Origin of the sequence: Streptomyces sp. NPDC056948, from assembly GCF_042674225.1 — a bacterium.
Lineage (GTDB): Bacteria > Actinomycetota > Actinomycetes > Streptomycetales > Streptomycetaceae > Streptomyces > Streptomyces purpurascens.
The window spans coordinates 45831-68656 of the sequence record NZ_JBHUQX010000002.1; the positions used below are offsets into that span (position 1 = coordinate 45831).

General features: G+C 71.9%; 20 protein-coding genes and 2 pseudogenes. 11 read left to right on the plus strand and 11 right to left on the minus strand.

Going from position 1 to position 22826, the window contains the following annotated elements:
* Positions 1-94: 94 nt before the first annotated feature.
* From ACFTZL_RS00590 to ACFTZL_RS00605, 4 genes are all read left to right on the plus strand, one after another.
* The gene (locus tag ACFTZL_RS00590; protein WP_382576426.1) at positions 95-694 is read left to right on the plus strand and encodes a hypothetical protein; all 600 of its coding nucleotides are present in this window, start codon (positions 95-97) and stop codon (positions 692-694) included.
* Positions 695-754: 60 nt separating this feature from the next.
* Positions 755-1423 carry a DsbA family protein gene (locus tag ACFTZL_RS00595; protein WP_382576428.1) on the plus strand — a complete coding sequence of 223 codons (669 nt, stop codon included), beginning with the start codon at positions 755-757 and terminating at the stop codon, positions 1421-1423.
* A gap of 39 nt (positions 1424-1462) precedes the next feature.
* Positions 1463-1852 carry a hypothetical protein gene (locus ACFTZL_RS00600; protein ID WP_382576430.1) on the plus strand — a complete coding sequence of 130 codons (390 nt, stop codon included), beginning with the start codon at positions 1463-1465 and terminating at the stop codon, positions 1850-1852.
* Positions 1853-1961: 109 nt separating this feature from the next.
* Positions 1962-2615 carry a DUF3105 domain-containing protein gene (locus ACFTZL_RS00605; RefSeq protein WP_382576433.1) on the plus strand — a complete coding sequence of 218 codons (654 nt, stop codon included), beginning with the start codon at positions 1962-1964 and terminating at the stop codon, positions 2613-2615.
* Here the strand turns inward: ACFTZL_RS00605 and ACFTZL_RS00610 are convergent.
* From ACFTZL_RS00610 to ACFTZL_RS00635, 6 genes and pseudogenes are all read right to left on the minus strand, one after another.
* Positions 2558-3345, minus strand: a pseudogene (locus ACFTZL_RS00610) (Ldh family oxidoreductase). The gene ACFTZL_RS00605 and the pseudogene ACFTZL_RS00610 sit on opposite strands and share 58 nt — an antisense overlap.
* A 120-nt stretch (positions 3346-3465) precedes the next feature.
* Positions 3466-4191 carry a GntR family transcriptional regulator gene (locus ACFTZL_RS00615; protein WP_382576435.1) on the minus strand — a complete coding sequence of 242 codons (726 nt, stop codon included), beginning with the start codon at positions 4189-4191 and terminating at the stop codon, positions 3466-3468.
* Positions 4192-4253: 62 nt separating this feature from the next.
* A complete protein-coding gene (locus tag ACFTZL_RS00620; protein WP_382576437.1) occupies positions 4254-5021 on the minus strand; it encodes an SDR family NAD(P)-dependent oxidoreductase in 768 nt (255 codons plus the stop codon).
* A 33-nt stretch (positions 5022-5054) separates the two neighbouring features.
* Entirely contained in the window at positions 5055-5573 is a 519-nt protein-coding gene (locus tag ACFTZL_RS00625; protein WP_382576439.1) for a cyclophilin-like fold protein, read from the minus strand.
* A 17-nt stretch (positions 5574-5590) separates the two neighbouring features.
* Complete coding sequence (locus tag ACFTZL_RS00630; RefSeq protein ID WP_382576442.1) at positions 5591-6256, minus strand: SDR family NAD(P)-dependent oxidoreductase; 666 nt, start codon at positions 6254-6256, stop codon at positions 5591-5593.
* Between the two features lie 27 nt (positions 6257-6283).
* Positions 6284-6877: pseudogene (locus ACFTZL_RS00635) on the minus strand (zinc-binding dehydrogenase); the annotation flags it as partial.
* A 218-nt stretch (positions 6878-7095) separates the two neighbouring features.
* Here ACFTZL_RS00635 and ACFTZL_RS00640 point away from each other — a divergent pair.
* Positions 7096-7965 (plus strand): helix-turn-helix domain-containing protein, encoded by an 870-nt coding sequence (locus ACFTZL_RS00640; RefSeq protein WP_382576444.1) that lies wholly within the window; start codon positions 7096-7098, stop codon positions 7963-7965.
* 107 nt (positions 7966-8072) lie between these two features.
* Here ACFTZL_RS00640 and ACFTZL_RS00645 read toward each other — a convergent pair whose 3' ends face one another.
* From ACFTZL_RS00645 to ACFTZL_RS00655, 3 genes are read right to left on the minus strand one after another with little or no spacing between them, the layout of a single operon-like run.
* Positions 8073-10268, minus strand: coding sequence for a xanthine dehydrogenase family protein molybdopterin-binding subunit (locus ACFTZL_RS00645; RefSeq protein ID WP_382576446.1), 2196 nt, complete (start codon positions 10266-10268; stop codon positions 8073-8075).
* Positions 10265-11245, minus strand: coding sequence for an FAD binding domain-containing protein (locus tag ACFTZL_RS00650; RefSeq protein WP_382576449.1), 981 nt, complete (start codon positions 11243-11245; stop codon positions 10265-10267). Before ACFTZL_RS00650 ends, ACFTZL_RS00645 begins: the two co-directional genes overlap by 4 nt.
* Before the next feature lie 9 nt (positions 11246-11254).
* A complete protein-coding gene (locus tag ACFTZL_RS00655; protein WP_382576451.1) occupies positions 11255-11905 on the minus strand; it encodes a (2Fe-2S)-binding protein in 651 nt (216 codons plus the stop codon).
* A 263-nt stretch (positions 11906-12168) separates the two neighbouring features.
* Here ACFTZL_RS00655 and dctA point away from each other — a divergent pair, with 263 nt between their 5' ends.
* The 5 genes from dctA (at position 12169) to ACFTZL_RS00680 (ending at position 18415) form a co-directional block, all read left to right on the plus strand.
* Entirely contained in the window at positions 12169-13590 is a 1422-nt protein-coding gene (gene dctA, locus ACFTZL_RS00660; RefSeq protein WP_382576453.1) for a C4-dicarboxylate transporter DctA, read from the plus strand.
* On the plus strand, positions 13587-14759 hold the full coding sequence (locus ACFTZL_RS00665; RefSeq protein ID WP_382576500.1) for a glycerate kinase: 1173 nt from the start codon (positions 13587-13589) through the stop codon (positions 14757-14759). The genes dctA and ACFTZL_RS00665 overlap by 4 nt, the downstream gene beginning before the upstream one ends.
* Positions 14760-14796: 37 nt before the next feature.
* The gene (locus ACFTZL_RS00670) at positions 14797-15732 is read left to right on the plus strand and encodes a LysR family transcriptional regulator (protein WP_382576456.1); all 936 of its coding nucleotides are present in this window, start codon (positions 14797-14799) and stop codon (positions 15730-15732) included.
* Positions 15733-15853: 121 nt separating this feature from the next.
* Entirely contained in the window at positions 15854-16939 is a 1086-nt protein-coding gene (locus tag ACFTZL_RS00675) for a tartrate dehydrogenase (RefSeq protein ID WP_382576459.1), read from the plus strand.
* 201 nt (positions 16940-17140) lie between these two features.
* The gene (locus tag ACFTZL_RS00680; RefSeq protein WP_382576462.1) at positions 17141-18415 is read left to right on the plus strand and encodes a phosphatase PAP2 family protein; all 1275 of its coding nucleotides are present in this window, start codon (positions 17141-17143) and stop codon (positions 18413-18415) included.
* A 31-nt stretch (positions 18416-18446) separates the two neighbouring features.
* Here the strand turns inward: ACFTZL_RS00680 and ACFTZL_RS00685 are convergent, their stop codons facing one another.
* Positions 18447-19880, minus strand: a complete 1434-nt coding sequence (locus ACFTZL_RS00685) for a hypothetical protein (protein WP_382576465.1) — start codon at positions 19878-19880, stop codon at positions 18447-18449.
* A 249-nt stretch (positions 19881-20129) separates the two neighbouring features.
* On the opposite strand from ACFTZL_RS00685, the gene ACFTZL_RS00690 reads away from it, so the two are divergent.
* The gene (locus ACFTZL_RS00690) at positions 20130-21191 is read left to right on the plus strand and encodes an N-acetylmuramoyl-L-alanine amidase (protein WP_382576468.1); all 1062 of its coding nucleotides are present in this window, start codon (positions 20130-20132) and stop codon (positions 21189-21191) included.
* A 13-nt stretch (positions 21192-21204) separates the two neighbouring features.
* Here the strand turns inward: ACFTZL_RS00690 and ACFTZL_RS00695 are convergent, their stop codons facing one another.
* Positions 21205-22695, minus strand: a complete 1491-nt coding sequence (locus tag ACFTZL_RS00695; protein ID WP_382576470.1) for an alpha/beta hydrolase — start codon at positions 22693-22695, stop codon at positions 21205-21207.
* Between the last annotated feature and the right edge of the window lie 131 nt (positions 22696-22826).

Genomic DNA, 22826 nt, shown 5'->3' on the forward strand with positions numbered 1-22826 from the left:
GTACGCTGCCGAGGCAGGTGCGGGGGACCAGCCCTCGCAGCCTGATGCCCGCCCATCCGTCCCATCCCGGACGGCTTCCGAAGGCCCGAACCTGATGCGACCGCACCGCCCGCGAGGACCCGCCTCCCCGGCGTCCGGCGTGCTGCGCGGGTTCCGGGCGGCGGTGCTCGCCGTGCTGTGTGTGCTGCTCCCGCTGGCCGGGCACGTGCTGGCGCAGTGCCACGCTCCTCGGTGGATCATCGTGGCCGGGACGGCCGCGGTGGCGGTGCCGGGCGCGACGGTGCTGACGCGGCGGAGGCTGACGGACACCCAGGTGCCGGCGGTGCTCGCTGCCGCGGAACTGGCCTGTCACGCCGCGTACTCGCTGCCCGGCGGGTGTGCGGCAGTGGCGCCGGCCGGTCATGCGGTCACGCTGCTGCTGGCCGCCCGTCTGCTGGGCCTCACCGAGCGGCTGCTGTGGCAGGGCGGGACGCTCTGGGCGGTCGTACGACGTCTGCTGCTGTTCCTGTGGCCGCTGCTGAGCGGCCGCCACGGCAACGGCCCGCAGGTCGCGGTGCGTGAGAGCGCCGCTCCGCCGGTGTCGGCGCTGCTGGTGCGGCTGAACGAGGGCAGGGCGCCCCCGCGTCACGGGCGCGGTCCGTTCGACCTGCCCCTCCTCCGGCCGATGCAGACCGGTGGTCCCTGCCTGCCCTGACGGGCACGCGGTGCGGACACCCGCCCGGTGGGCCGGGGCCGTCACTCCCACCGAGGAATCATGAAGAAGCTGTACAAGCACCTGATCGTCGCCGCAGTCCTGGTAAGCGGCTTTGCCATGGCCCTCGGCTCCTACCTGCTGCTCAGGCCCGACGACCGAGGCAGCGCCGGGGCGGATGTGCGGCCCGCGGCCGAGGCGTTGCCCGTCCGGGCCTCCAGTCACCGGCTGACCGAGCCGAACAAGAGCGAACTCACGATCGTCGAGTTCCTCGACTTCGAGTGCGAGGCGTGCGGGGCGTACTACCCGGTCGTGGAGCGGCTGCGTGAGGAGTACGGCGACCGGGTCACCTTCGTCGCCCGCTACTTCCCCATGCCCGGACACCGCAACGCCGAGCCGGCCGCACGCGCCGCCGAGGCCGCCGCACGCCAGGGCAAGTTCGAGGCCATGTACACCAAGCTCTTCACCACGCAGAAGGAGTGGGGCGAGTCGCAGGAGTGGAAGGAGCCCGTCTTCCGTGGCTACGCCGAGGAACTCGGCCTGAACATGAAGAAGTTCGACGCCGACTTCGCCGATCCGGAGACGGCCGGACGCATTCAGGCCGACCAGCGCGACGGCCTCGGCCTGGGCGTCCAGGGCACCCCGACCTTCCTCGTCGACGGAACCAGAATTCAACCTCCCGCTTCCTACGAGGAGTTCAGGACGCTCATCGAGGACAGGCTCGGCGACTGACCGCCCCGGCACCCCCGGAAACCGCTTAACATCACCGTGATGACGAGCAGGACGCCGCTGACGCAGCGCAGACCCCGCGGAGCGTGGTGGACCACGTGGGCCCGGGTCCTCTGTCCTGTCCTCGCCGTCCTGCTCGCGGCAGCCGTGATGTGCCTGGGCCACGCGGAAGACGGCGGCGGCGACCACCGGGCCGGGCATCACGCCGTGACGGCCGTGCATCCGGACGACTGCCCCGCCGGCGACGCGTGCTGTGCTCCGGCCGTGCACCCGGCGGCGGGGGTGCTCGCGGCCCCCGTTCAACCGATGCCGGCGCTTCTGCCCCGTATGCCGGATCTCCCCAGGCGGCAGGGCAGCCCCGCGCTCCCCGCCCAGCCTCCTCCCCCGAGCGGTGCTCCCGACCTGCACGTCCTTCAGGTGCTGCGGACCTGAGCCGGATGCCATGACGCCGTGCGCCCACGCGAGCGCACGGCGACCCGCGACATCCATGCCATCCCCGCACCGACCGCCGTACGGCGCGAAGGAAGAAGGACACCCCGCCATGAGCAGGACCAGCAAGAAGGCCGCCGTCGTTTCCCGCAAGGCCCGGATCGAGGAGATGCGCCGCGCCGAAAAGGCCCGCGAGCGCCGTAACCGCGTCATCACCATCACGCTCAGCACGGTCATCGTCGCCGGACTGGCCGGCTTCGGCGCCTACGCCCTGAACAAGGCCGACGAGAAGGACGAGCAGCAGGCCGCCGCCGCGAAGAAGCCCGTACGCGGCGAGCAGACGTGGGAGGCGAAGAAACTCGGCCGCGACCACGTCCAGAAGGCCGTCGACTACCCGATGAACCCGCCCGTCGGCGGCGACCACAACCAGGCGTGGATGACCTGCGACGGCACCGTCTACACCAAGGCCATAGGCAAGGAGAACGCCGTCCACTCCCTCGAACACGGGGCGGTCTGGGTGACGTACAACGACAAGGCCGCCGACGCCGACATCAAGACGCTCGGTGACAAGGTCTCCAAGACCCCCTACACGCTGATGAGTCCGGTCGACGACCAGTCCGGGACGATCATGCTGTCGGCCTGGGGCTACCAGCTCACGGTGGACAAGGCATCGGACCCGCGAGTCGAGCAGTTCCTGACCAAGTACGTTCAGGGCTCGCAGACTCCCGAGCCGGGCGCCGCCTGCACGAACGGACTGACCCAGTAGGTGCGCGTGTTGGTGAACTCGCGGATGCCGGCGGCGGCCAGCTCCCGGCCGTAGCCGCTGCGTTCGGTGCCGATCAGACCCTCTACGGCGCGGCGCGGATCGGTGGTCGGCACGCCGTCCGCGTCGGCCGCCCAACCCTCGGGGATCGGCTCGCCGCGCTCCTTGGCGTGGTAGATCTTGCCGCGCGCGACGGCGGTGTCGGCGATGTCCATCACGATCGTGCCGTAGCGGCCGCCGGGCGCGGCGATCGACCACGGGTTGGTGCCGACCCGCTTCTCCCTCCGCCCCACGGCGCCATCGCCGGGCTGGCATTGGTGGCCAGCAGCGCCACACAGCCCTCCTCGGCCGCCTTGCGGGTGAAGTAGGCGGCGGTCCCGAAGTGCCCGGAGTCGCGGACCGCGATCGCGCTGATGCCGTGCTGCCGGGCCCGCTCCACCCCCAGCCGGGTCGCGTGGTCGGCGAGCACCTGGCCCAGACCGGCGCGGCCGTCCAGTACGAGGACCGCGCCGTTGTCGCTGACGACCTTCGGGGTCGCGGTGGCGGCGGTCGCCCCGCCGGCGACACGGGCGAGGTGCCACGGCAGACGCAGCATCCCGTGCGACGGGTGCCCCCACAGTTCCGCGGTCACCAGCGTGTCCGCGAGCAGACGGGCGTCCTCGGGCGGAACGCCGTGGGCCTCTGTGGTGGCGGCGAATCCCAGCAGATCCGCCGCCGCGACGGTGTACGGCATCAGAGGGCCTCTCACCTGCGAACGGTCTTGTATCCATTCCTGTATACAGCAAGCGTCGCGCGTAAGGAACCAGGAGTCCGAGAACGCGTATGGCCCCGCTCCGGTGCCGGAGCGGGGGAGTCAGCCGACGATGCCGAGCTGAACCTCGCCGCCGAGGGCGAAGTCCTGTGCGGTCAGGCTGTCGATGAGGGCGTGCAGTGTCTGCGCCAGATGGTGACGGCAGGCCGCCGACGCGGCCTGTGCGTCGCCCCGTGTGATCGCCTTGAGCATGGCGCGGTGCTCCTCCAGCGACGTCAGCATGCGCCGGGGTCCGCTGTGCGACAGATGCCGCAGCCGCACGGTCTGGCTGCGCAGGTCGCCGATCGTGCGGGCGAGGTAGGGGTTGCGGCACGCCGCGATGACCGCCTGGTCGAACCGTTCGGCCAGATCGTAGAAACCCTGGTAGGCCCGCTCCTGCTCGGCCGCGCTCAGCACCCGGAAGGCCGCGTCGAACTCGTCCAGCCGCTCCAGGAGTTCCCGGAACGGCACGAGGGTCTGCTCACGGGCCGCGCCCGCCGTCGCGACCGAAGCGGCCGCCTCCGGCTCCAGCAGCATCCGGAAGTCGAACAGGGCGCGCACCCCGCCCAGCGAGATCCCCGCCACGCGGGCCACCTCGCCCGGCACGAAGTCGACGAGACCCTCACGGGCCAGCCGCCGGATCGCCTCGCGCACCGGGGTACGGGACGCCCCCAGCTCCTCCCCGAGCTGGATCTCGCTCAGCTTCGCCCCGGGGCGCAGGCGCAGCGACTCGATGTCACCCTTCAGCCGCTCGTACACCGCTTCGCTCTTGCCGGTCGCCCGGACCATGACACTCCCTCGTCGCCAGACCGCACATCGTGCTGTATACAGCCTATAGCGGCGAGGGCCGGTCAGCGGGCGACGTAGCCGCCGTCGACGGGAAGGGCGACGCCGACGACGAAGCCGGCTCCCGGGCTGCACAGCCACAGGACGGCCTGGGCGATCTCGTCGGCGGTGCCGAGCCGGTTGATGGGCTGGCCGGCCTCGGCTTCGGCCCGGTCGAGTTCTCCCTTGGCGATCATGTCGCTGACCATGGGGGTGTCGATGGTGCCGGGGCAGACGGCGTTGACGCGGATGCCGCGCGGGGCGTACTCGAGGGCGGCGCTGGTGGTCAGGCCGATGACGCCGTGCTTGGACGCGTGGTAGGAGGCCCGGCCGGGCAGGCCGACGAGGCCGCCGAGGGAGGAGCAGTTGACGATGGCTCCGCTGCCCTGGGCGCGCATGTGCCGCAGCTCGTGCTTCATGGCGGCCCAGACGCCGCGGAGGTTGATGGCGTTGACACGGTCGAACCGTTCGGCGGGTTCGTCGGCGGCGTCGCTCGGCGGGATCTGGACACCGGCGTTGTTGTAGGCCATGTCCAGGCGGCCGAAGGTCTCGACGGTGCGGTCGACGGCCGCGGCGACCTGGTCCTCGTCGGTGACGTCGCAGGGGAGGGCGAGGACTTGGTGGCCGCCGGCGGTGAGTTCCTTCGCGGCCGCGTCGAGGGCGGCTTCGTCGACGTCGGTGAGCGCGACGGCGGCACCGGACTCGGCGAAGGCGCGGGCGGTGGCCAGGCCCATGCCGGAGCCGGCCCCGGTGACGAGGGCGACCTGGCCGGTGAAGTCGTAGGTGGGGTTCATGCGGTGTTCTCCCGTTCTCCCGTCGAGAGCCGGTCAGGGGGCGGCTTCGATGGTGACGTGCTCGGCGGTGGCGAGCCTTTCGGTGTGGCGGTCGGCGACCTTGCCGAGGAGGACCAGGCCGGTCGAGGGCGAGTCGCCGTCGCGATAGAAGAGGGCCAGATTGCCCCAGGGCGCGTAGTAGGCCAGGTCACCGGCCTGGGGCCGGGCCGCGTCGGGCGCGCCGGAGGTGTCCAGCTTGCGCGGCGGATAGGCGATCCGTTCGGTCTGGTGAAAGTCCTCGAGACCGAGGCTGAGCGGGAGCAGGGCGGCGAGGTCGCGGGCGGCGGCACTGTCGTTCAGGGTGGCGTCGACCGGGTGGCCGTCGAGGATGAGCCGGATGTTCACGGTGTTGGTCCTGCCGGAGGGATGGGTGGGTGCCGGGCCCGTCGCAGTTCGTTCCTGCGGCGCGGGCGGCGCGGGCCGGGACGACCGCTGTGGGTCCTGAGCGCAGGCGGTCACGGCCAGAAGCAGGGCGGCGGCCGGTACGGCACGGGCGAGGGCGGTCGGGGTCATGGTTGCCGTCCAGGGGCTCAGTCGGGCAGCGGCTCGGCGTAGTGCCGGAAGCCGTCGCGCTCTGCGTGGAGGTCGTACAGGCGCCGGGCCAGGACCTCGGGGCTGCTGTGCTCGGCGTCGGGCCGGATGGCGCCCGGGATGATGAGCTGGGCGGCGTGGATGTTCTCCGGGGCGAGCGCGTCGTGCAGCATGCGGGCGTAGGCGCTCTCGGCGGCGAAGGCGATCGAGGTGCCGGCCCGGTCGGGGTGGGGGCGTACGGCGCTGCCGCCGTTCACGAACAGCAGGGTGCCGCGGCCGAGGGCGCGCATGCCGGGCAGGACGGCGTTCACGGCTGTGACGGGTCCCTTGACGGAGAAGGACAGGGGCGCTTCGAGGTCGTCGGCGCTCGTGTCGAGGACCGGCTTCATGAAGTCGGCGCGGGGCACGGGGCTGTACTGGAGGATCTCGATGGGACCCAGGCTTTCGGAGGCCTCCCGAAGAGCCCTGGTGAGGGAAGCGGGGTCCAGGACGTCGGCGGCGAAGCCACGGGCCTGGATGCCGTCGCGGGCAAGATCGGCGGCCAGCTCCTCCAGCTTCCGGGCGTCGCGGGAGACGAGGGCGACGGCGTGGCCGGCGGTTCCGAAGCGGCGGGCGGTGGCGAGTCCGAGGCCGGGCCCGGCGCCGACGAGGGCAAAGGTGGTCATGTCGAGTCCTTCGGTGGGCGGTACGGGTCAGGGCTTGAGGAGGGCCTTGATGGCACGGCGCTCGTCCATCGCCCTGTACCCCTCGGCGACCTGTTCCAGCGGCAGGGTGAGGTCGAAGACCTTGCCCGGATCGATCCGGCCGGAGAGGACCCGGTCGATCAGGTCGGGCAGGTAGCGGCGTACGGGGGCGGGGCCGCCGCGCAGGGCGACGTGGGAGAAGAACAGTTCCTCGCCGTCGACCCGGACCTCGTGCGGTACGCCGACGTTGCCGCCGGGCCGGGTGGAGTGCGGGGCCTGCCGCATGGCCTCGGGGGTGCCGACGCACTCCAGCACGGAGTCGGCGCCGATACCGCCGGTGAGGTCCTTGACGCGGGCGATGCCCTCCTCGCCGCGTTCGCCGACGATGTCCGTGGCGCCGAACTCCCGGGCGAGCACGTGATCGGCGTCCGGGTGGCTGTCGGTGGCGACGAGCGTGCCGTGGGCGTTGGGGACACGGATGCAGTCGGCCTGGCAGGTGCTCATGAACTCGCGGTGCAGACACGAGGACTGCCAGCCGTTACGGCAGTTCGCGCAGGTGTCGTCCGAGGCGGCGAAGGAACCGACGACGAACTGTCCCGGCCTGCCCGGTCACCGGGGGAATGGATGACTGCTCCGCGCATGGGTGGACCTTCCTTGCCGTGATCTACGTGCCGCAGCCGGGGTCGGGCACGGCTGCTCACGGTCGAGCCTCACACCGCGGGGCGCGCGCGAAAAGCGGAGGGATCCATCCTGGGAGAGGAACATCCTGGGAGTGTTTTCTCCCCCCTTCCCCGGGCGCGATCGATGTCATTCTGGGAAGCATGACCGGCAACGTCCCCCTCAATGAGCTGGGAGAATTCCTCAAGAAGCGCCGCTCGGAGCTGAGCCCCCGCACGGTCGGCCTGCCCGAGACCGGCAGGCCCCGCCGGGTGGCCGGGCTGCGCCGCGAGGAGGTCGCCCAGCTCGCCAGCATCAGCACCGACTACTACACCCGCCTCGAGCAGGGCCGTATGCAGGCGTCGGCGCCCGTGCTGGACGTCCTCGCCCGGGTCCTCCACCTGGACGACGACGAGCGGGGCTACCTCTTCCAGCTCGCGGGCAAGACCACCACCCGCACCCGGCGCCGCGGCCGGCAGACGGTCCAGCCGCAATTGCAGCGGGTCCTGGACGACCTCACCGCCACCCCGGCCATCGTGCAGGGCCGACGCGGGGACATCCTCGCCTGGAACGCGCTGGCCGCCGCCCTGGTCACCGACTTCTCCCGCATCCCCGAGAAGCACCGCAACTACCCGCGGATCATCTTCACGGATCCGGCCATGCGCACCCTGTACGCCGACTGGGAGACCTCCGCGCACATCTCCGTGGCCCAGCTCCGGATGGAGGCCGCGAAGTACCCCGAGGACCCGCGGCTGATCGAGCTGGTCGGTGAACTTTCCCTGCGGGACAAGCAGTTCGCCCAGTGGTGGGGCGACCATCGCGTCGCCGCCCGCACCGTAGGCACCAAGACCCTCGACCATCCGGTCGTCGGCGAACTCGTCCTCGACTGGGACACCCTCACCGCCAACACCGACCCCGACCAGCACCTGACCGTCTGGACCGCCGCGCCCGGCTCCCCGACCCATGAGCGCCTGCGCCTCCTCGCCTCCTGGGCCACCGACCAGGACCTGTCGGCCTCACAACCGCCCGGCTGACGCCACCGCCCCGGCCAACTGTGTCCGCCCGAGACGCAGGGCGGGCCTCGCGGCACCAGCGGTGCGGGGTGTCCGCGATGTTCAGCATGACTCCCGCTCCACGCTCCTCACAGCAACGCCTCGGCCGTGATGGGCAGTTCGCGGATGCGGCGGCCGGTGGCGTTGAAGACCGCGTTGGCGATCGCGGGGGCCACGCCGATCATCACCAGCTCGCCGAGGCCCTTGACGCCGAGCGGGTCGGCCTCGGGGTCCTCACCGTTCAGATAGATCGCCTTGAGGTCGGGGACGTCGGCGTTGACGGGCACGAGGTAGTCGGCGAGGTTGGCGTTGACGATCCGCCCGTCGCGGTGGTCGGTGACGGTGTGTTCCAGCAGGGCCGTGCCGATGCCGCCCACCATGCCGCCGATCGCCTGGCTGTCGGCGAGCTTGGGGCTGATGATGCGGCCCGCGTCGTACACGCCGAGCACGCGCCGCACCCGTACCAGCCCGAGGGCCGCGTCCACGGCGACCTCGGCGAAGGTCGCGTTGTAGCCGTAGAAGGAGTGGCGTTCGGGCCCCGACGGCGGTGCGAAGGAGCCGTCCGCTTCCAGGTGGGTGCGGTTGTGGCGCGTCAGCAGCCGCTGGTACGTCTCACCGCGCGCCGGGTTCCCGCGCGCATGCAGTCGGCCGCCGCGGACCACGACCTCGTCGGCCGGCACGCCGTACAGCGGCGACTCCTCGTCCTCGACGGCCAGTCGGACGGCCTCCCGCCGTAGCTTGTCGCAGGCGTCGAGGACCGCGGAGCCGACACTGGCCATGGTCATCGAGCCGCCGTGCGGCGGAGTCGGCGGGAAGAGGGAGTCGCCGAGCCGGAAGGTGACCGTGCGCATGGTCAGCCCGAGGGCGTCGGCGGCGACCTGGGTCTGGGACGTGTAGGTGCCGGGGCCCATGTCGGTGGCGGCGGCCTCGACCAGCGCGGTGCCGTCGGCATCCAGCCGGGCGCGGGCCTGGGCCGGCATGCGCGCGGTGTCGTACACACCCGCGGCCATACCCATGCCGACCAGCCAGTCGCCTTCGCGCCGCGAGCGAGGCCGCTGCGAACGTCGGTGCCAGCCGAACTCGCGGGCGCCGGCGGTGTAGCACTCGCGCAGCCGGCGGGTGGAGAACGGCAGCCCGTTCGACTCGTCATCGGACGGCTCGTTGCGGCGGCGCAGCTCGATCGGGTCGACGCCGAGCCGGTCCGCGAGCTCGTCCATGGCCGACTCGATGACGAAGGAGGCCGTTTGGAAGCCGGGGCCGCGCATGTACAGCGGCGTGGGCAGATCCAGCGGCACCGTCCGGTACGCCTGGCGGACGTGGGGCATGCTGTAGAGCATCTGGCCGGCCGCCAGGACGGCCTCGGTGAACGTCTCGTACGACGAGGTCTCGGCGTCCGTCTCGTGGACCGCGGCGCTCAACCGGCCGCGCCGGTCGCTGCCGAGGCGCAGGCGGTACTCGTACGACGGCCGGAACCCCGTGCCGAGGTACATCTGCTTGCGGCTCAGGACGAGCTTGACCGGACGTTTCGTCTCCCGGGCGGCCAGCGCGGCGACGACCACATGCGGCCAGCAGCGCAGCGCGGAACCGAAACCGCCCCCGACAAAGGGCGAGATGACCCGCACGGCGTCCATGCCGAGGCCGAACACCGCCGCGAGTTCGGTCTGCGTGCCGACCACCCACTGCGTCTTGTCCCAGACGGTGAGCTTGTCGCCGTCCCAGCGGGCGATGGTGGCGTGGGGCTCCATCGGGTTGTGGTGGTTGCGGGCGGTCCGGTAGGTCAGGTCCAGCCGTACGGCGGCGTCGCGCAGGCCGGCCTCGGCGTCGCCGCGCGCGTAGGTCGTCGGTGTGCCCGGGGTGGCCTCGCGCAGGTCGGTCGAGGGCTGCTCGGCGTCGTAGCCGACCTCGACCAGGCTCGCGGCGTGCTGCGCGGCTTCCAGGGTGGTGGCGATGACGACGGCGACCGGCTGGCCGTGGAAGCGGACCCGGTCGTCCTGGAAGACCCGCAGCCTGCGCCCGGGTGGGTTGTTCGACCCGGCGTTGTCGCGGTACGGCAGCTCGGGCGCGTTGCGGTGGTGGATCACCCTCAGCACACCCGGGTGGGCTTCGGCGTCGCGGGTGTCGAGGGAGGTGATGCGGCCGCGTCCGACGGACGCGTCGACGATGACGGCGTGCACCGTCCCGTCGTTGGCGTGCTCGGCGGCGTAGAGCGCCTTGCCGGTGACCTTGAGCCGGCCGTCCACCCGGGACAGCGGCGCACCCACGGCTGACCGCGGCTGGGGGCTCACTTCGTACCTCCTACGATGCGCAGCTGGCGTTCGACGGTCCGCTTGAGCAGTTCGACCTTGAACTCGTTGTGCCGGAGCGGGCGGGCACCGTCGGCGGCCTGCCGGGCGGCGGCCTCCCACAGGCTCCCGGAGGGCCGCTCCCCGATGAGGCGCCGCTCGACGGCGGACAGCTTCCACGGCACGGTGCCCACGCCCCCGGCGGCGACCTTCGCCTCCCGGATCACCCCGCCGCGCACGTGCAGGGCGACGGCCGCGGAGGTCAGGGCGAATTCGTACGACTGCCTGTCGCGCACCTTCAGATAGCCCGACTTGAGCGGCCTCGGCTGCGCCGGTATCTCGACGGCGGCTATCAACTCGCCCTTTTTGAGGGCCTGTTCATGCTGAGGAGTGTCGCCCGGTCGCAGCAGGAAGTCGGTGAAGGGAACCTGGCGTTCGCCGTCCGGGCCGAGCAGCCGCACCCGCGCCTCCAGCGCCGCGAACGCCACGGCCACATCGGAGGGGTGGGTGGCCACGCAGTGGTCGGAGGTGCCGAGGATCGCGTGCGTACGGTTGTGGCCGTGCAGGGCGGCGCAACCGGAGCCGGGTTCGCGCTTGTTGCAGTCGGCGGTCACATCGCGGAAGTACGTGCACCGGCTGCGCTGCATGATGTTGCCGCCGATGGAGGCCATGTTCCGCAACTGGGCCGACGCGCTCAGCTCCAGCGCCTCGGAGATCACGGGGAACAGGGTGCGCACCTTGGGGTGGGCGGCGGCCTCGGACATGGACACCAGGGCACCGATGCGCAGCCCGCCGCGCTCGGTCACGCTGACCTCGCGCAGCGGCAGACGCGAGATGTCGACGAGGGTCTCGGGGCGTTCGACGGTCTCCCGCATCAGGTCGACCAGGGTGGTGCCCCCGGCGATGTAACGGCCGCCGCGGCGGCCCGCGTCGAGGGCCTCACGCGTGTCGGACGCCTTGGTGAAGGCGAAGGGATACATCGGAGGGCCTCACTTCCGGCGTGCGGTCTGCTCGACCGCGCGCACGATCTTGACGTAGCAGCCGCAGCGGCAGATGTTGCCGCTCATCCACTCCCGGATCTCCTCCGGCGAGCCGGTGTGCCCCTCCTCGACGCACGCCACCCCGGAGACGATCTGACCGGGCGTGCAGTACCCGCACTGGAAGGCGTCCTCGTCGATGAACGCCTGCTGGAGCGGGTGGAGCCGGTCGCCGTCGGCCAGGCCCTCGACCGTCGTGACCTCGGCACCCTCCAGCCGTACCGCCAGCGTCAGACAGGAGTTGACCCGGCGCCCGTCGACCAGCACGGTGCACGCTCCGCAGGCCCCGGCATTGCAGCCCTTCTTCGAGCCGGTCAGGCCGAAGTGCTCGCGCAGCAGATCCAGCAGCGAGGTCCGGTTGTCCACCGTCACCGTGCGCAGGGTGCCGTTGACCGTCAGGGAGACACGGCTGGACGGCGGCCTGTCGACGGCGTTCGCCTCCCCCGCGTCGGCGAGAAGGGTCCCTCCGATCACCCCGCCCGCGACGACGACGCCGCCGACCGCGGTACCGGTGGCGATGAAGGTGCGCCGACTCGGAGCCGAGGCGGGGTCACTGGATCCGGTGGGGGGCGGGGCAGCGGGCTCGGGGAGTTCAGCAGACATACGTACGCCTTCGCATCACCTGGGCAGCGGGGCTGGTCAGTCGGGAGTCTGGCACCACCGGCACCACGCGTGGCAGGGAGAGTTTCGTCCCCCCTTGCGGGCGCCGCAGAGGGCCGCCCGTCGTATGCGCCAGCACAGATAGGCACCGCCTATACGGGGCATCGATTTTTGGTCGTGGACCCCCTGAGCTGCGCCCCGGTTCACTGTGGCGCAAGCTGGCGCGGACCGGTCGGGCTCGGTGTCGCGCGATCAGGGAGGCCGCAATGACGCATACCCCGGGCAATGAGCGAGCCGAGCAAGCCGTGCGCATCGCCGGGACGCCGTGGTACCGGCAGTTGTACGTACAGGTGCTGGTGGCGATCGTGATCGGCATCGTGCTGGGCTGGCGGTGGCCGGATCTCGCCACCGACATGGAGCCGATCGGTACGACGTTCATCACCGCGATGAAGATGCTGATCGGCCCGATCGTGTTCCTGACGATCATCGGCGGCATCGCCGGGGTCGCCGACCTGAAGAAGGTCGGCCGTACCGGCATCAAGGCGCTGACCTACTTCCAGGTCGGCACGATCGTCGCCCTGCTGACCGGCCTGGTGGCGATCAACATCTTCCGGCTCGGCGACGGTGTGCACGCCGATCCGTCGACACTCAAGACCTCGGGCGACGCCAGCCAGTACATCGACCAGGGCGAGCACCAGCACTGGTGGGAGTTCCTCACCAATATCGTGCCGGACAGCTTCTTCGGCCCGTTCGTCGAGGGCGACATCCTCCAGGTGATCTTTCTGGCCGTCGTCTTCGGCATCGCGCTGAAGATGGTCGGGAAGACGGGCGAGCCGATCATCGCGGCCGTGGGACGGCTGACCGAGGTCGTCTTCAAAGTCCTGTCCTTCGTCATGAAGGCCGCGCCGCTGGGCGCCTTCGGCGCGATGTCGTACGCCATCGGGAAGTTCGGCCTGTCCACGCTGACCAGCCTCGGCTCGCTGATCCTCCTCTTCTACGTCACCTCCGCCCTGTTCGTCGTGGTCGTGCTCGGCGGAGTGCTCGCGCTGTATGTGCGGCTGAACATCTTCCAGCTCTTCCGCTACTTCAAGGAGGAGTTCTGGCTGGTCCTCGGCACGTCCACGGCCGAGCCGGCGCTGCCCGGGCTGATGCGCAAGCTGCAGTTCATGGGGGCCGAGCGATCCACGGTCGGTCTCGTCGTGCCGACCGGATACAGCTTCAACCTCGACGGCGCGGCCATCTACCTCTCGCTGGCCACCCTCTACATCGCCCAGGCCACCGACACATCCCTCTCCCTCGGCCAGCAACTCGGGCTGCTGGCCGTCATGCTGCTGACGTCCAAGGGCGCGGCGGGCGTCGCCGGCGGCGGCTTCATCGCGCTCACCGCGACGCTGTCGACGGTCGGTTCCGTCCCGGCCGCGGGCATCATGCTCATCTTCGGCATCGACAAGTTCATGTCGGAGTGCCGGGCGCTGGTGAACTTCTTCGGCAACGCCGTCGCCACCCTGTTCATCGCCAAGTGGGAGAACGGCCTCGACCTCGCCAGGGCGCGCGCGGTCCTCGCCGGCAAGGCGGGAGAGCCACCGGCGGCCTCCGAGTCCGAGTTCGAGTCCGAGAAGACCGGCCGGGCCGGTGCGCCCGCCCCCGTCCAGCCCGCCTCCGTCGAACCCGCCGAGGTGACGCCCTGACGGCGTCCGTCCTCATCGCCCCGGACAAGTTCAAGGGCTCCCTCAGCGCCGACGAGGTGGCCCGCGCACTGGAGCGCGGGCTGCTGGAAGCGGCCCCGGACACGCGGGTCGACCGGCTGCCGTTGGCGGACGGCGGAGAGGGGAGCGTGGCCGCCGCCTGCGCGGGTCGGTTCCGCCGCGAGGACATCGTGGTGTCCGGCCCGACCGGGCAGCCCGTCACCGCCGACATCGCGGTACACGGCCGTACCGTCCTCGTCGAGGCCGCGGCCGTCTGCGGACTCGGCGTCCTGCCGGGCGGACGGAAAGCGCCGCTCACGGCCACGAGTCAAGGCGTCGGTGAGGCGATCCGGTACGCGCTGGAGGGCGCCGCCGACACGATCGTCCTCGCGCTCGGCGGCGTGGCGACCACCGACGGCGGCGCGGGCCTGTTGCGGTCCCTCGGCGCGGTGCTCGCCCGCGCGGACGGCACCTCGATCGGCCCGGGTGGTGGCGGACTGGCCGACCTCCACACCGTCGACATCACCGAGGCCCGGGCCGCCCTGGAAGACGTCGGCCTCGTTCTCGCCAGCGACGTGGACAACCCACTGCTCGGGCCGACGGGCGCGGCAGCCGTCTACGGACCGCAGAAGGGGGCGAGCGAGACAGAAGTACGGGAACTGGACACAGCCCTCGCCGGTTTCGTACGTCGGCTGACGGCGGCGGGCGTCCCGGACGCCGTAAAGCATGCCGAAGCCCCAGGTGCCGGAGCCGCAGGCGGGCTCGGCTACGCCGGGATGCTGCTGGGCGGGCGCGTGTGCTCCGGGGCGGACTACTTCCTCACCCTGCTCGGAGCCGACGAGCTGCTCGCCGCCAGCGACTTCGTCGTCACCGGTGAGGGCAGCCTCGACGAGCAGTCCCTGGCGGGCAAGCTGCCGGTCGCGCTCGCCCGACGGGCCCGCCGGTACGGCACGGAGGTGCACGCGGTGGCGGGCCGCTGCACGTTGCCCGCCGAGCGGACGGCCGCCCACTTCCGTTCCGTCCAGGCCCTGACGGACCTCACCGAGCAGGACTGCGCGCACGACGGCGACTTGTCCGCGCGGCTGCTCGCGCGGTGCGGGCGCGCACTCGCCGAGCGCCGGCTCGGACGGGAGGGAGGGGAGGGACGGGAGGGGGCGGAAACCGCCAGGTAGGCTCGCCCGTCGCATCAGGACGGAGCGGGGAGGCACCGTGGACGCCCGGCAACTGGAGTACTTCCTCGCCATCGTCGAGCACGGCGGCTTCAGCAAGGCCGCCGCCGCCCTGCACGTCGCCCAGCCCTCGCTGTCCCAGGCGATGGCGAACCTGGAGGCCGACCTCGGGGTTGCCCTCTTCCACCGGGTGGGCCGGGGCGTCGTGGTGAGCGAGGCAGGCCAGGAGCTGCTGGAGCCGAGCAGGCGCGTGCTGCGCGACCTGGCGGCCGTACGGGACACCGCCGCCGCGCTCGCCGGTCTGCACGGCGGCACGGTCGAGGTCGCCACCATGCCCTCGCCCGGCATCGAACCGCTGACGACCCTCGTCCACCGCTTCGCCGAGCTGCATCCGTCCGTGACGGTGAGCACCCAGGCCGCCTTCACCCCCGACGAGGTGCTGTCCCTGGTCCGCAGCGGGGCGTGCGAGCTTGGCCTGCTGGGCAGCGCCACTCCGGTGCAGCCGGCCGGGCTGGACGTCCTGCACGTCGAGGACCAGCCGTTCGTGGTCGTCGCCGCCCCGGGCGGAGCGATCGAGGACGACGTCACGATCCGGCCCGGGGACCTCGCCGGGCAGAAACTCATCGCCTCCCGCACCGGCAGCCTGATGCGCAGCATCGTCGACGACATCACCGCGGGCGGCACCGGCACGGAGATCGTCACGGTCGTGGACCACCGCACCTCGATCCTGCCGCTGGCCCTCACCGGGGTGGGGATCGCGGTCCTGCCGTCCTCCTGGACCCGGCTGGCCCGTCGCTGCGGTGCCGTGGTCGCGCCCATCGAGCCGACCGCTCAACTCCACGTGGCGATGGTCAGCCTGCCCGCGCACCTCACGCCGGCCGCGCGCACCTTCCTCGCCCTCACCGAATCGCTCGCCCGGCGGCGGGCGGCGGCCGGCACCGGCAGCCCGCACCGGCGAACGGCACACGACGCCTGACGCGTGACCGATCGGCGGCGCCTATACGTCGCATCGGAAGCAGGTCTTGGACGCCGTACGACCGCCCTGTGTTGACTCGCAACCGATGCCGTCACAGCGAGCCAGCGACCCGGAGGCCCTCATGACCACCGCACCCCGCACGTTCCGTATCGCCGCCGTTCCCGCCGACGGCGTGGGCAAGGAGGTCGTCGCCGCCGGGCGGGCCGTCCTGGACGCCCTGGCCGCGGACTCCGGCGGAGCCTTCGCGTTCGAGTGGGAGGAGTTCCCCTGGGGCTGCGGGTACTACGAGCGCACCGGCCGGATGATGGACGAGGACGGGCTCGACCGGCTCAAGGACTTCGACGCCATCTACTTCGGCGCCGTCGGCTGGCCCACCGTCCCCGACCACATCAGCCTGTGGGGCCTGCGCCTGAAGATCTGCCAGAGCTTCGACCAGTGGGCCAACGTCCGCCCCGTGCACTTCCTGCCGGGCGTCGTCAGCCCCCTGCGCAAGGCCGACGACACCGAGCTGGACTGGGTCGTCGTCCGCGAGAACAGCGAGGGCGAGTACGCCGGACTCGGCGGGCGCAACCTCGGCGGTCGCGGGCCGGGCGGGGAGGTCGCCGTGCAGTCGGCCCTGTTCACCGAGGTCGGCTGCGAACGCATCATGCGCTTCGCCTTCGAGCTGGCCCGCACGCGCAGCCGTCGCAAGGTGTCGTCGGTGACGAAGAGCAACGCCCAGCAGTACGGCATGGTCCTGTGGGACGACGTGTTCCGGCGGGTCGCCGCCGACTACCCGGACGTGGAGACCGAGAGCGTCCTGGTCGACGCGATGTCCGCGAAATTCGTCCTGCGCCCCGAGGACCTGTCGGTGGTCGTCGCCTCGAACCTGAACGCCGACATCCTCTCCGACCTCGGCAGCGCCCTGGCCGGCAGCCTGGGCCTCGCGGCCAGCGCCAACCTCAACCCGGAGCGCCGCTTCCCGAGCATGTTCGAGCCGGTGCACGGCTCCGCCCCGGACATCGCGGGCCAGGGCCTGGCCAACCCGATCGGCGCGGTCGGCAGCGCGGCCCTGATGCTGGAGCACTTCGGCCTGCCGGACCAGGCGGCCCGGCTGCGGAACGCGATCGAGGCGACCACGGCCGCGGGCATCCTCACCCGCGACGTCGGCGGCACCGCCACCACGGAGGACGTCACCAAGGCCCTGATCGATGCCCTGACCATCTGAGTCGGCTCGAATCACCCGTAATCGCGAGACTCATCCGCATCGCTCCGCTAGCATGTTCGAGCTTGTGACGAGCGCCCATCGCCCTTCTTCACCGGAAAACAGACTAAAAAATTGATATCCATGGCATCGCGGTTGTTTGCGCGAATAAGCAGCAGAACGACGTTCGCCGCATGGCGTCAACCGCGGGTGCTGCTATGGGCCATGGCGGGGGTCATCACCCTCGGATTCCTCATCGTGCTGGAGATCGCCGCACGTCGCTACGGAATGCCGGGGCCGATCACCTGCCAGGTGCAAGAGGTGATACTCCCTCCCAAATCGGGCTGGCTGCTGTATGCCTGCCTGGCCATGGCACTGGTCGTGCTCAACCGGCGGCAACGGTTCATCGCGGTCGGCATCGCGGTCGGCATCGACGCCGTCTTCCAGTTGGTGCGGTGGGGGATCGGCGCGCCCTTCCTGGCCGACGGCCACCCCTTCGGCAACGGCGCGTTGTGGGTGATCCTGGGCATCGCGGTCATGGCCGTCACACGCCGCACCGGCCCGGAGCGCGTGCTGCTGCTGAAGGGCGTCGGCCTCGGACTGCTGCTGGTGGCCGGCCGTAAGACCGGCGACACCTGGCTGCTCATCACGTCGAAGACCCAGCCGACGGTTCTCGACCAGTACCTGGCGTCCGCCGATCACGCGCTCGGCAACCCGTCGTGGCTGGTGGGCCGTCTCGTCACGGCGACCGGCCCGGTCGGTACCGGGCTGCTCGACGTCGTCTACGCGCAGCTCGCGGTGGGCGCGGTCGTCGTCGCGCTGTACCAGCTGCGCAACGTGGCGGCCGAGCGCAGCTTCCCGAAACATCATCTGGTGCGCACGTTCCTGGTGATCGGCCTCCTCGGGCCGGGCATCTACATGATCTTCCCGGTGGTCGGGCCGGTTTACGCCTACGGTGCCGACGGCGGGCACTGGGCCCTGGCCAACCTGTGGCCCGACCTGCCGCCGCCGATCGGCGCCCCGCAGTCGATGCCGTTCGACGGGATCACCCCGCGCAACTGCATGCCCAGCCTGCACACGGCATGGGCCACCGCGATCTACCTCCACTCCCGCCGGGGCCCGCGCGCGCTGCGCTACGGGGGCACGTTCTGGCTGATCGCCACGCTCACCGCGACCCTGGGCTTCGGCTACCACTACGGCGTGGACCTCGTCGCCGGCGTGGTGTTCACGCTCACCATCGAGGCGGCTCTGCGCGCACAGGCACGCGGCTGGGACCGGTCGGGAATCCAGTTCGTCACCTACGGCACGACGGTGTTCGCCGCGCTCCTGGTGTCCTACCGCTATCTGCCGGTGGAGATGGCCGCACACCCGCAGGTGTTCGGACCCCTCCTCATTGCGGCGATGGCCTCCGTGATCTACGGCTACATACGGACCACGCGGGTCTGGGAACCCGCGGCCGCACCGATACCGAAGCCGGAACCCCAGCCGGAGCTGGTCTGACCGCGGCGGTACAGGGCGCCACGCCACCGGCTCACAGGTCGGCTGGGTCGGCCAGGTCGGCGGCGAGTTCGTCCCGCCAGTGGAGGGAGATCCGCCGCTGGAGGACCGCCTCCGCGGCGACCGGCAACGGGAGCCGAAGGAAGGCCCGTAGCGCGGCGGCCGCGTCGCTTCGCGCGACCCATGCGGTGAGGTCATCCTCGGACACGGGCCCGTTGTCGCTGCCCCGCAGCATCGTCCTGGTCGCGTGGACCTCCGCGACCAGGGTCCGTATCCGCAGGGCCAGGGGATCGTCCTGGTCGCAGTCGACCGGCAGGCCGTGCCGGATCCGGTCGAGGGCCTCGGTCACCTCCGGGTGGGTGTCGAGGTGCGTCTCGGCCGCCAGCCGGGTCAGCTGGGCCGCGACGGCGGTGCGCAGTCGCCGAGGCGGGGTGCGCTCCACGAGCCCGGCCAGGTCGAAGTCCCGTACCCACGCCTCGGGTTCACGCTCCGGCAGGTCGTCCAGGAGGGGCAGCACAAGTGCGCTGGTCAGCTCCGTCGGCCCCTCCGTGTCCGGGGCGTAGGCGATCCCGAATTCCTGTGCCAGGACGGCCAGGAAGTCGGTGTAGGCGGCGGTGGATCCCGGCCAGAGGTCCACACCGAGGCGCCGCGCCCACGGTCCGCCGGCGTGGCTGCCCTCCCGCGGTGACATGACGCGCCGGGTGTCCTCCTCCGGGCACGGCACGCCGTCCTCCGCGAAGGTGAGAGCGACCTCGGGGCCCTGTCTGGTCAGGACCACCACCCGCGTGCCGGCGGACAGGGCGCGCAGCACCTCGGTCCGGGCGAACTGCGCGGCGCCGCCCTCGATCGTGGCGTACGCCCATCCGCCGACAGCGCCCGCACGGACCAGGGGCCGGTGCGCGGCCCACGCCGACTCCACCGCCCGCCGGGCCTGCCGGCGGTCGCGCGGCCGGACGGTGGCCGGGACGGCGCCGAGCCGGCGCAGCATCTCGGCCGGCGTCAGACCCGCGGCGAACGCCACGTCCGGCTGGTCCGGTAGCGGTTCGGGACGCGGACGGCCGGTGCGGACGAAGGAGAGGCTCCGCGTCCCTCCCTCGGTGACGCCCTGCGCGGGTGCCGGCACGGCACTTTCGGAGTCGTTCGGGAAGACCGGGCGCCGAGGGGACGGCGGGTCCGACTCCGGCTCGGCGAGCGCGGTGGCGTGGGTGAGTGGGGAGACCGGATCGGCGGGCACGGTTCTCTCCTCCTCCCACAGCAGTTTTCCGTCCACGGCGAGGGGGATCCGGCCGAGGAACGGGAGGCCGCCCTCCAGCGCATCCGCGAAGTCGGCCAGAACACGGCGCAGCGAGGAACTCCCGGTGATGCCCGGGGTGATGGGCAGCGCGTCCGCACGGTCGGTGAGGGGAGCGTGCCGGGTCAGCCAGGCGTCGATGCGGGCCCAGGACTCCTCGACGGTGGGGATGCTCATGGCAGCGGACCCTACGCCGGGCCACTGACAGAGCCCCTGCCCCGCCTGCTGCGGCAGGGTCGTAATCCCGCCGAATTTGTGTGCGGGGGTACGGCGAGGTGAGCGACGAGGCAAGCGGCGGAACAATGGTGAGTGAGGGCCTGGCGAGTTTCCAGGGCAGATTCGGGCGAAGCGTTCCGCAGGCACGCTCCGCAGCCGGGCCCGCAGTCTTCGGACCGGCGCGAGCGCGCCGAAACGGAGGACCGACGCATGGCCACACCACTCACCGCCACCCGGCTCGTCGCCGCGTTGAAGGCCGAGGGCTGCGCCGTCCACGAGGTCAGTGGCTGGCGCACCAACAACCGTAATCACATAGGCCCCTGGGGCCCCGTGCACGGCGTGATGATCCACCACACCGTCACCGGACCGGACACGGACGTCGTCGGGTTGATCTACGACGGCCACAGTGCCCTGCCCGGTCCGCTCGCCACCGGGTGCATCACCAAGGACGGTGTCGTCCACCTGACCGGCAACGGCCGGGCCAACCACGCCGGCGGCGGCGACGGTGACGTGCTGAACGCCGTCATAGGCGAGTCGTACGGCACGTACCCGCCGGCGACGCACGAGCACGACGGCTCGGCCGGCGCGGTCGACGGCAACGCCCGGTTCTACGGCTGGGAGTGCGAGAACAAGGGCGACGGCAGGGACCCGTGGCCGCGCGAGCAGTACCTCGCCATGGTCAAGGCCACCGCCGCGGTCTGCCGCGCGCACGGCTGGGGCCACAAGAGCGCGATCGGCCACCTGGAATGGAGCGACTGGAAGGTCGACCCGCGCGGATTCGACATGGCCGACTTCCGCCGTGATGTCGCCGACGCCCTGGCCCTCCCGGCGGGCCGGTGGGAAGGAGAGGACCCCATGCCCCAGTACGTCAACTTAGGTGTCGCCGGGCAGTACGAGCTCGCGCCCGGCGCCTGGGACTCGGTCGAGTTCACCACGGAGTGGACCGACGAGACCGGCCACCACGCCACCGGCGGGAGCGTGTTCGCCCGTGGCCCGGCCCGCTTCAGCGGGACCCTCAGCCTCCAGATCGACGGTCTGCCGGCGGGTGCGGTCGTGCAGGCGCGCATGTCGGAGTACGAGGGCGACGAGCACCGCGCGGACCACCCGATCCACGAGATCGCCGGGACCGGGGGCGGTTCCTTCGTGGTCCTGCCCGTGACGAAGCGGCTCGCCTCGGGACGCAGCATGCGGGTGCGGCTGCTGAGCCAGGCCGCTGTGCCCGTCACCGTCGCGAACGCGGTGCTGACCGTGCTGGTGTGGAAGGAGGCCTGAGGCCGGGCGCTCTCTACCGAACCGTGGGCAGGCCCGGGCCCGTACAGCGCACGTCCGCCGACGGCACCGTTGCGTGCACCAGATAAGCCGCCACGGTGTCGTCCACGCACGCGTTGCCGCGGCTCGCGAACACGCCGTGGGAGTAGTCGTTGTCGAGGGTGACCAGGCGTGCGCCGGGCAGCAGGCGGCGCAGATCGCGGGCCCCCTCGACGGGCGTGACGGGGTCGTGCGCGGAGGCGACGAGGAGGACCGGCGGCGCGTCCGGACTGCCCAGCGGGGTGCGCCGGCCGGGCCGGTGGTGCCAGTAGGCGCAGGCGTTCGCCTCCATGCCCGTCAGAACCGGCTGCGGGTCGAGACGGCGGGTGCGGCGGATGTCCGTGAGGATGTCGCGGGGGCCGGGGCCCGGCCCGTCGGCGCACTTGACGACGCGGTTGGCCGATTCGTAGGTGTGTGACTCCGGGCTGTCGAAGGCGGTGGCCGGGCGCAGCCCGTCCGGGTCGCCGTCGGCCAGGTAGCCGCGCAGACCGTCGGCGAGGCCCTCCCAGCGTTCGGTGCGGCCCAGGGCGCGGTACACCGCGCGGTCGAACTCCGCCGGGCCGAAGCCCGCCACCGGCCGCGCGGCGAGTCCCCGGCGCACCCGCAGATACGCCTCCCGCACCGCTCCCGGTGTCCCACCCAGGCCGAAACGCTCGCCATGGGCCGCCGTCCAGGCGAAGAAGGTCCCGCGCTGACGCAGCAGGGCCCGGCTCTGGATCACGTCGAAGTCGTACCAGTCCCACGGCCCGACCACGCTGTCCAGCACCATCCGGCCGACGCGGTGCGGGAAGCGGGCGGTGTAGGCGGCGCCGAGCCAACTGCCGTAGGAGACGCCGAGGAAGCTCGTCCGCGGTTCGCCGAGGGCCCCGCGTATCGCGTCCATGTCGTACGCCGTCTGCTCGGTGGACAGATGGGGCAGCAGCCGGCCCGCGTGCGTCGCGCAGTCGTCGGCCATGGCGCGCAGGGAGGACAGGTACGCCCGTTCCGCGCGGGCCCCGGACGGCACCGGGTCGGGGCCCGGACTCTCGAAGAGACCGCCCATCGGGCCGCAGGAGACCGGGGTGCTCTGTCCGACGCCGCGCGGGTCGAAGCCGACCACGTCGTACGCCCGCCGCACGCTCTCGGGGAGCTTGGCCCGCTTCGTGACCGCGTAGGGGAGCCCGGAGCCGCCCGGGCCGCCGGGATTGACCAGCAGGATGCCGCGCCGTTCGGCGGGGGTGCCCGAGGCGCGGACCCGTGAGACCGCCACCTCGATGCGCGGCCCTCGGGGTCGGTGCCGGTCGAGCGGTACGTGGATCCGCCCGCACTCGACACGCTCCGGCGCGGCCGGCCGGGGGACGGAGTCGGGGCAGTCGGTGAAGCGCAGCGGGGAGCGCGGCTCGGCCGCCCGGACGGGGGCGGCGGGGAGCAGGGCGGTGGCGGCCGCGAGGGCGCACAGCAGTGCGGTGCGGCGTGCGGGACGGGTCAAGGGGTCTCCAGAAGATCTTCGCCCGATCAGATGACAATGAAAATGATTATCGATAACGTCTCTGGCGGGCAACCCCCGGCACCCTCCTCCCGGAGGGCTCGCCGGGCTGCCCGCACGCCTCTGACTCACTG

What these genes read in the sequence shown, in the direction of transcription:
- ACFTZL_RS00590 (WP_382576426.1), top strand. Translation starts at nt 95, where the DNA reads ATGCGACCGCACCGCCCGCGAGGACCCGCCTCCCCGGCGTCCGGCGTG.
- ACFTZL_RS00595 (WP_382576428.1), top strand. Translation starts at nt 755, where the DNA reads ATGAAGAAGCTGTACAAGCACCTGATCGTCGCCGCAGTCCTGGTAAGC.
- ACFTZL_RS00600 (WP_382576430.1), top strand. Translation starts at nt 1,463, where the DNA reads ATGACGAGCAGGACGCCGCTGACGCAGCGCAGACCCCGCGGAGCGTGG.
- ACFTZL_RS00605 (WP_382576433.1), top strand. Translation starts at nt 1,962, where the DNA reads ATGAGCAGGACCAGCAAGAAGGCCGCCGTCGTTTCCCGCAAGGCCCGG.
- ACFTZL_RS00615 (WP_382576435.1), bottom strand. Translation starts at nt 4,191, where the DNA reads ATGGTCCGGGCGACCGGCAAGAGCGAAGCGGTGTACGAGCGGCTGAAG.
- ACFTZL_RS00620 (WP_382576437.1), bottom strand. Translation starts at nt 5,021, where the DNA reads ATGAACCCCACCTACGACTTCACCGGCCAGGTCGCCCTCGTCACCGGG.
- ACFTZL_RS00625 (WP_382576439.1), bottom strand. Translation starts at nt 5,573, where the DNA reads ATGACCCCGACCGCCCTCGCCCGTGCCGTACCGGCCGCCGCCCTGCTT.
- ACFTZL_RS00630 (WP_382576442.1), bottom strand. Translation starts at nt 6,256, where the DNA reads ATGACCACCTTTGCCCTCGTCGGCGCCGGGCCCGGCCTCGGACTCGCC.
- ACFTZL_RS00640 (WP_382576444.1), top strand. Translation starts at nt 7,096, where the DNA reads ATGACCGGCAACGTCCCCCTCAATGAGCTGGGAGAATTCCTCAAGAAG.
- ACFTZL_RS00650 (WP_382576449.1), bottom strand. Translation starts at nt 11,245, where the DNA reads ATGTATCCCTTCGCCTTCACCAAGGCGTCCGACACGCGTGAGGCCCTC.
- ACFTZL_RS00655 (WP_382576451.1), bottom strand. Translation starts at nt 11,905, where the DNA reads ATGTCTGCTGAACTCCCCGAGCCCGCTGCCCCGCCCCCCACCGGATCC.
- dctA (WP_382576453.1), top strand. Translation starts at nt 12,169, where the DNA reads ATGACGCATACCCCGGGCAATGAGCGAGCCGAGCAAGCCGTGCGCATC.
- ACFTZL_RS00675 (WP_382576459.1), top strand. Translation starts at nt 15,854, where the DNA reads ATGACCACCGCACCCCGCACGTTCCGTATCGCCGCCGTTCCCGCCGAC.
- ACFTZL_RS00680 (WP_382576462.1), top strand. Translation starts at nt 17,141, where the DNA reads ATGGCGGGGGTCATCACCCTCGGATTCCTCATCGTGCTGGAGATCGCC.
- ACFTZL_RS00685 (WP_382576465.1), bottom strand. Translation starts at nt 19,880, where the DNA reads ATGAGCATCCCCACCGTCGAGGAGTCCTGGGCCCGCATCGACGCCTGG.
- ACFTZL_RS00690 (WP_382576468.1), top strand. Translation starts at nt 20,130, where the DNA reads ATGGCCACACCACTCACCGCCACCCGGCTCGTCGCCGCGTTGAAGGCC.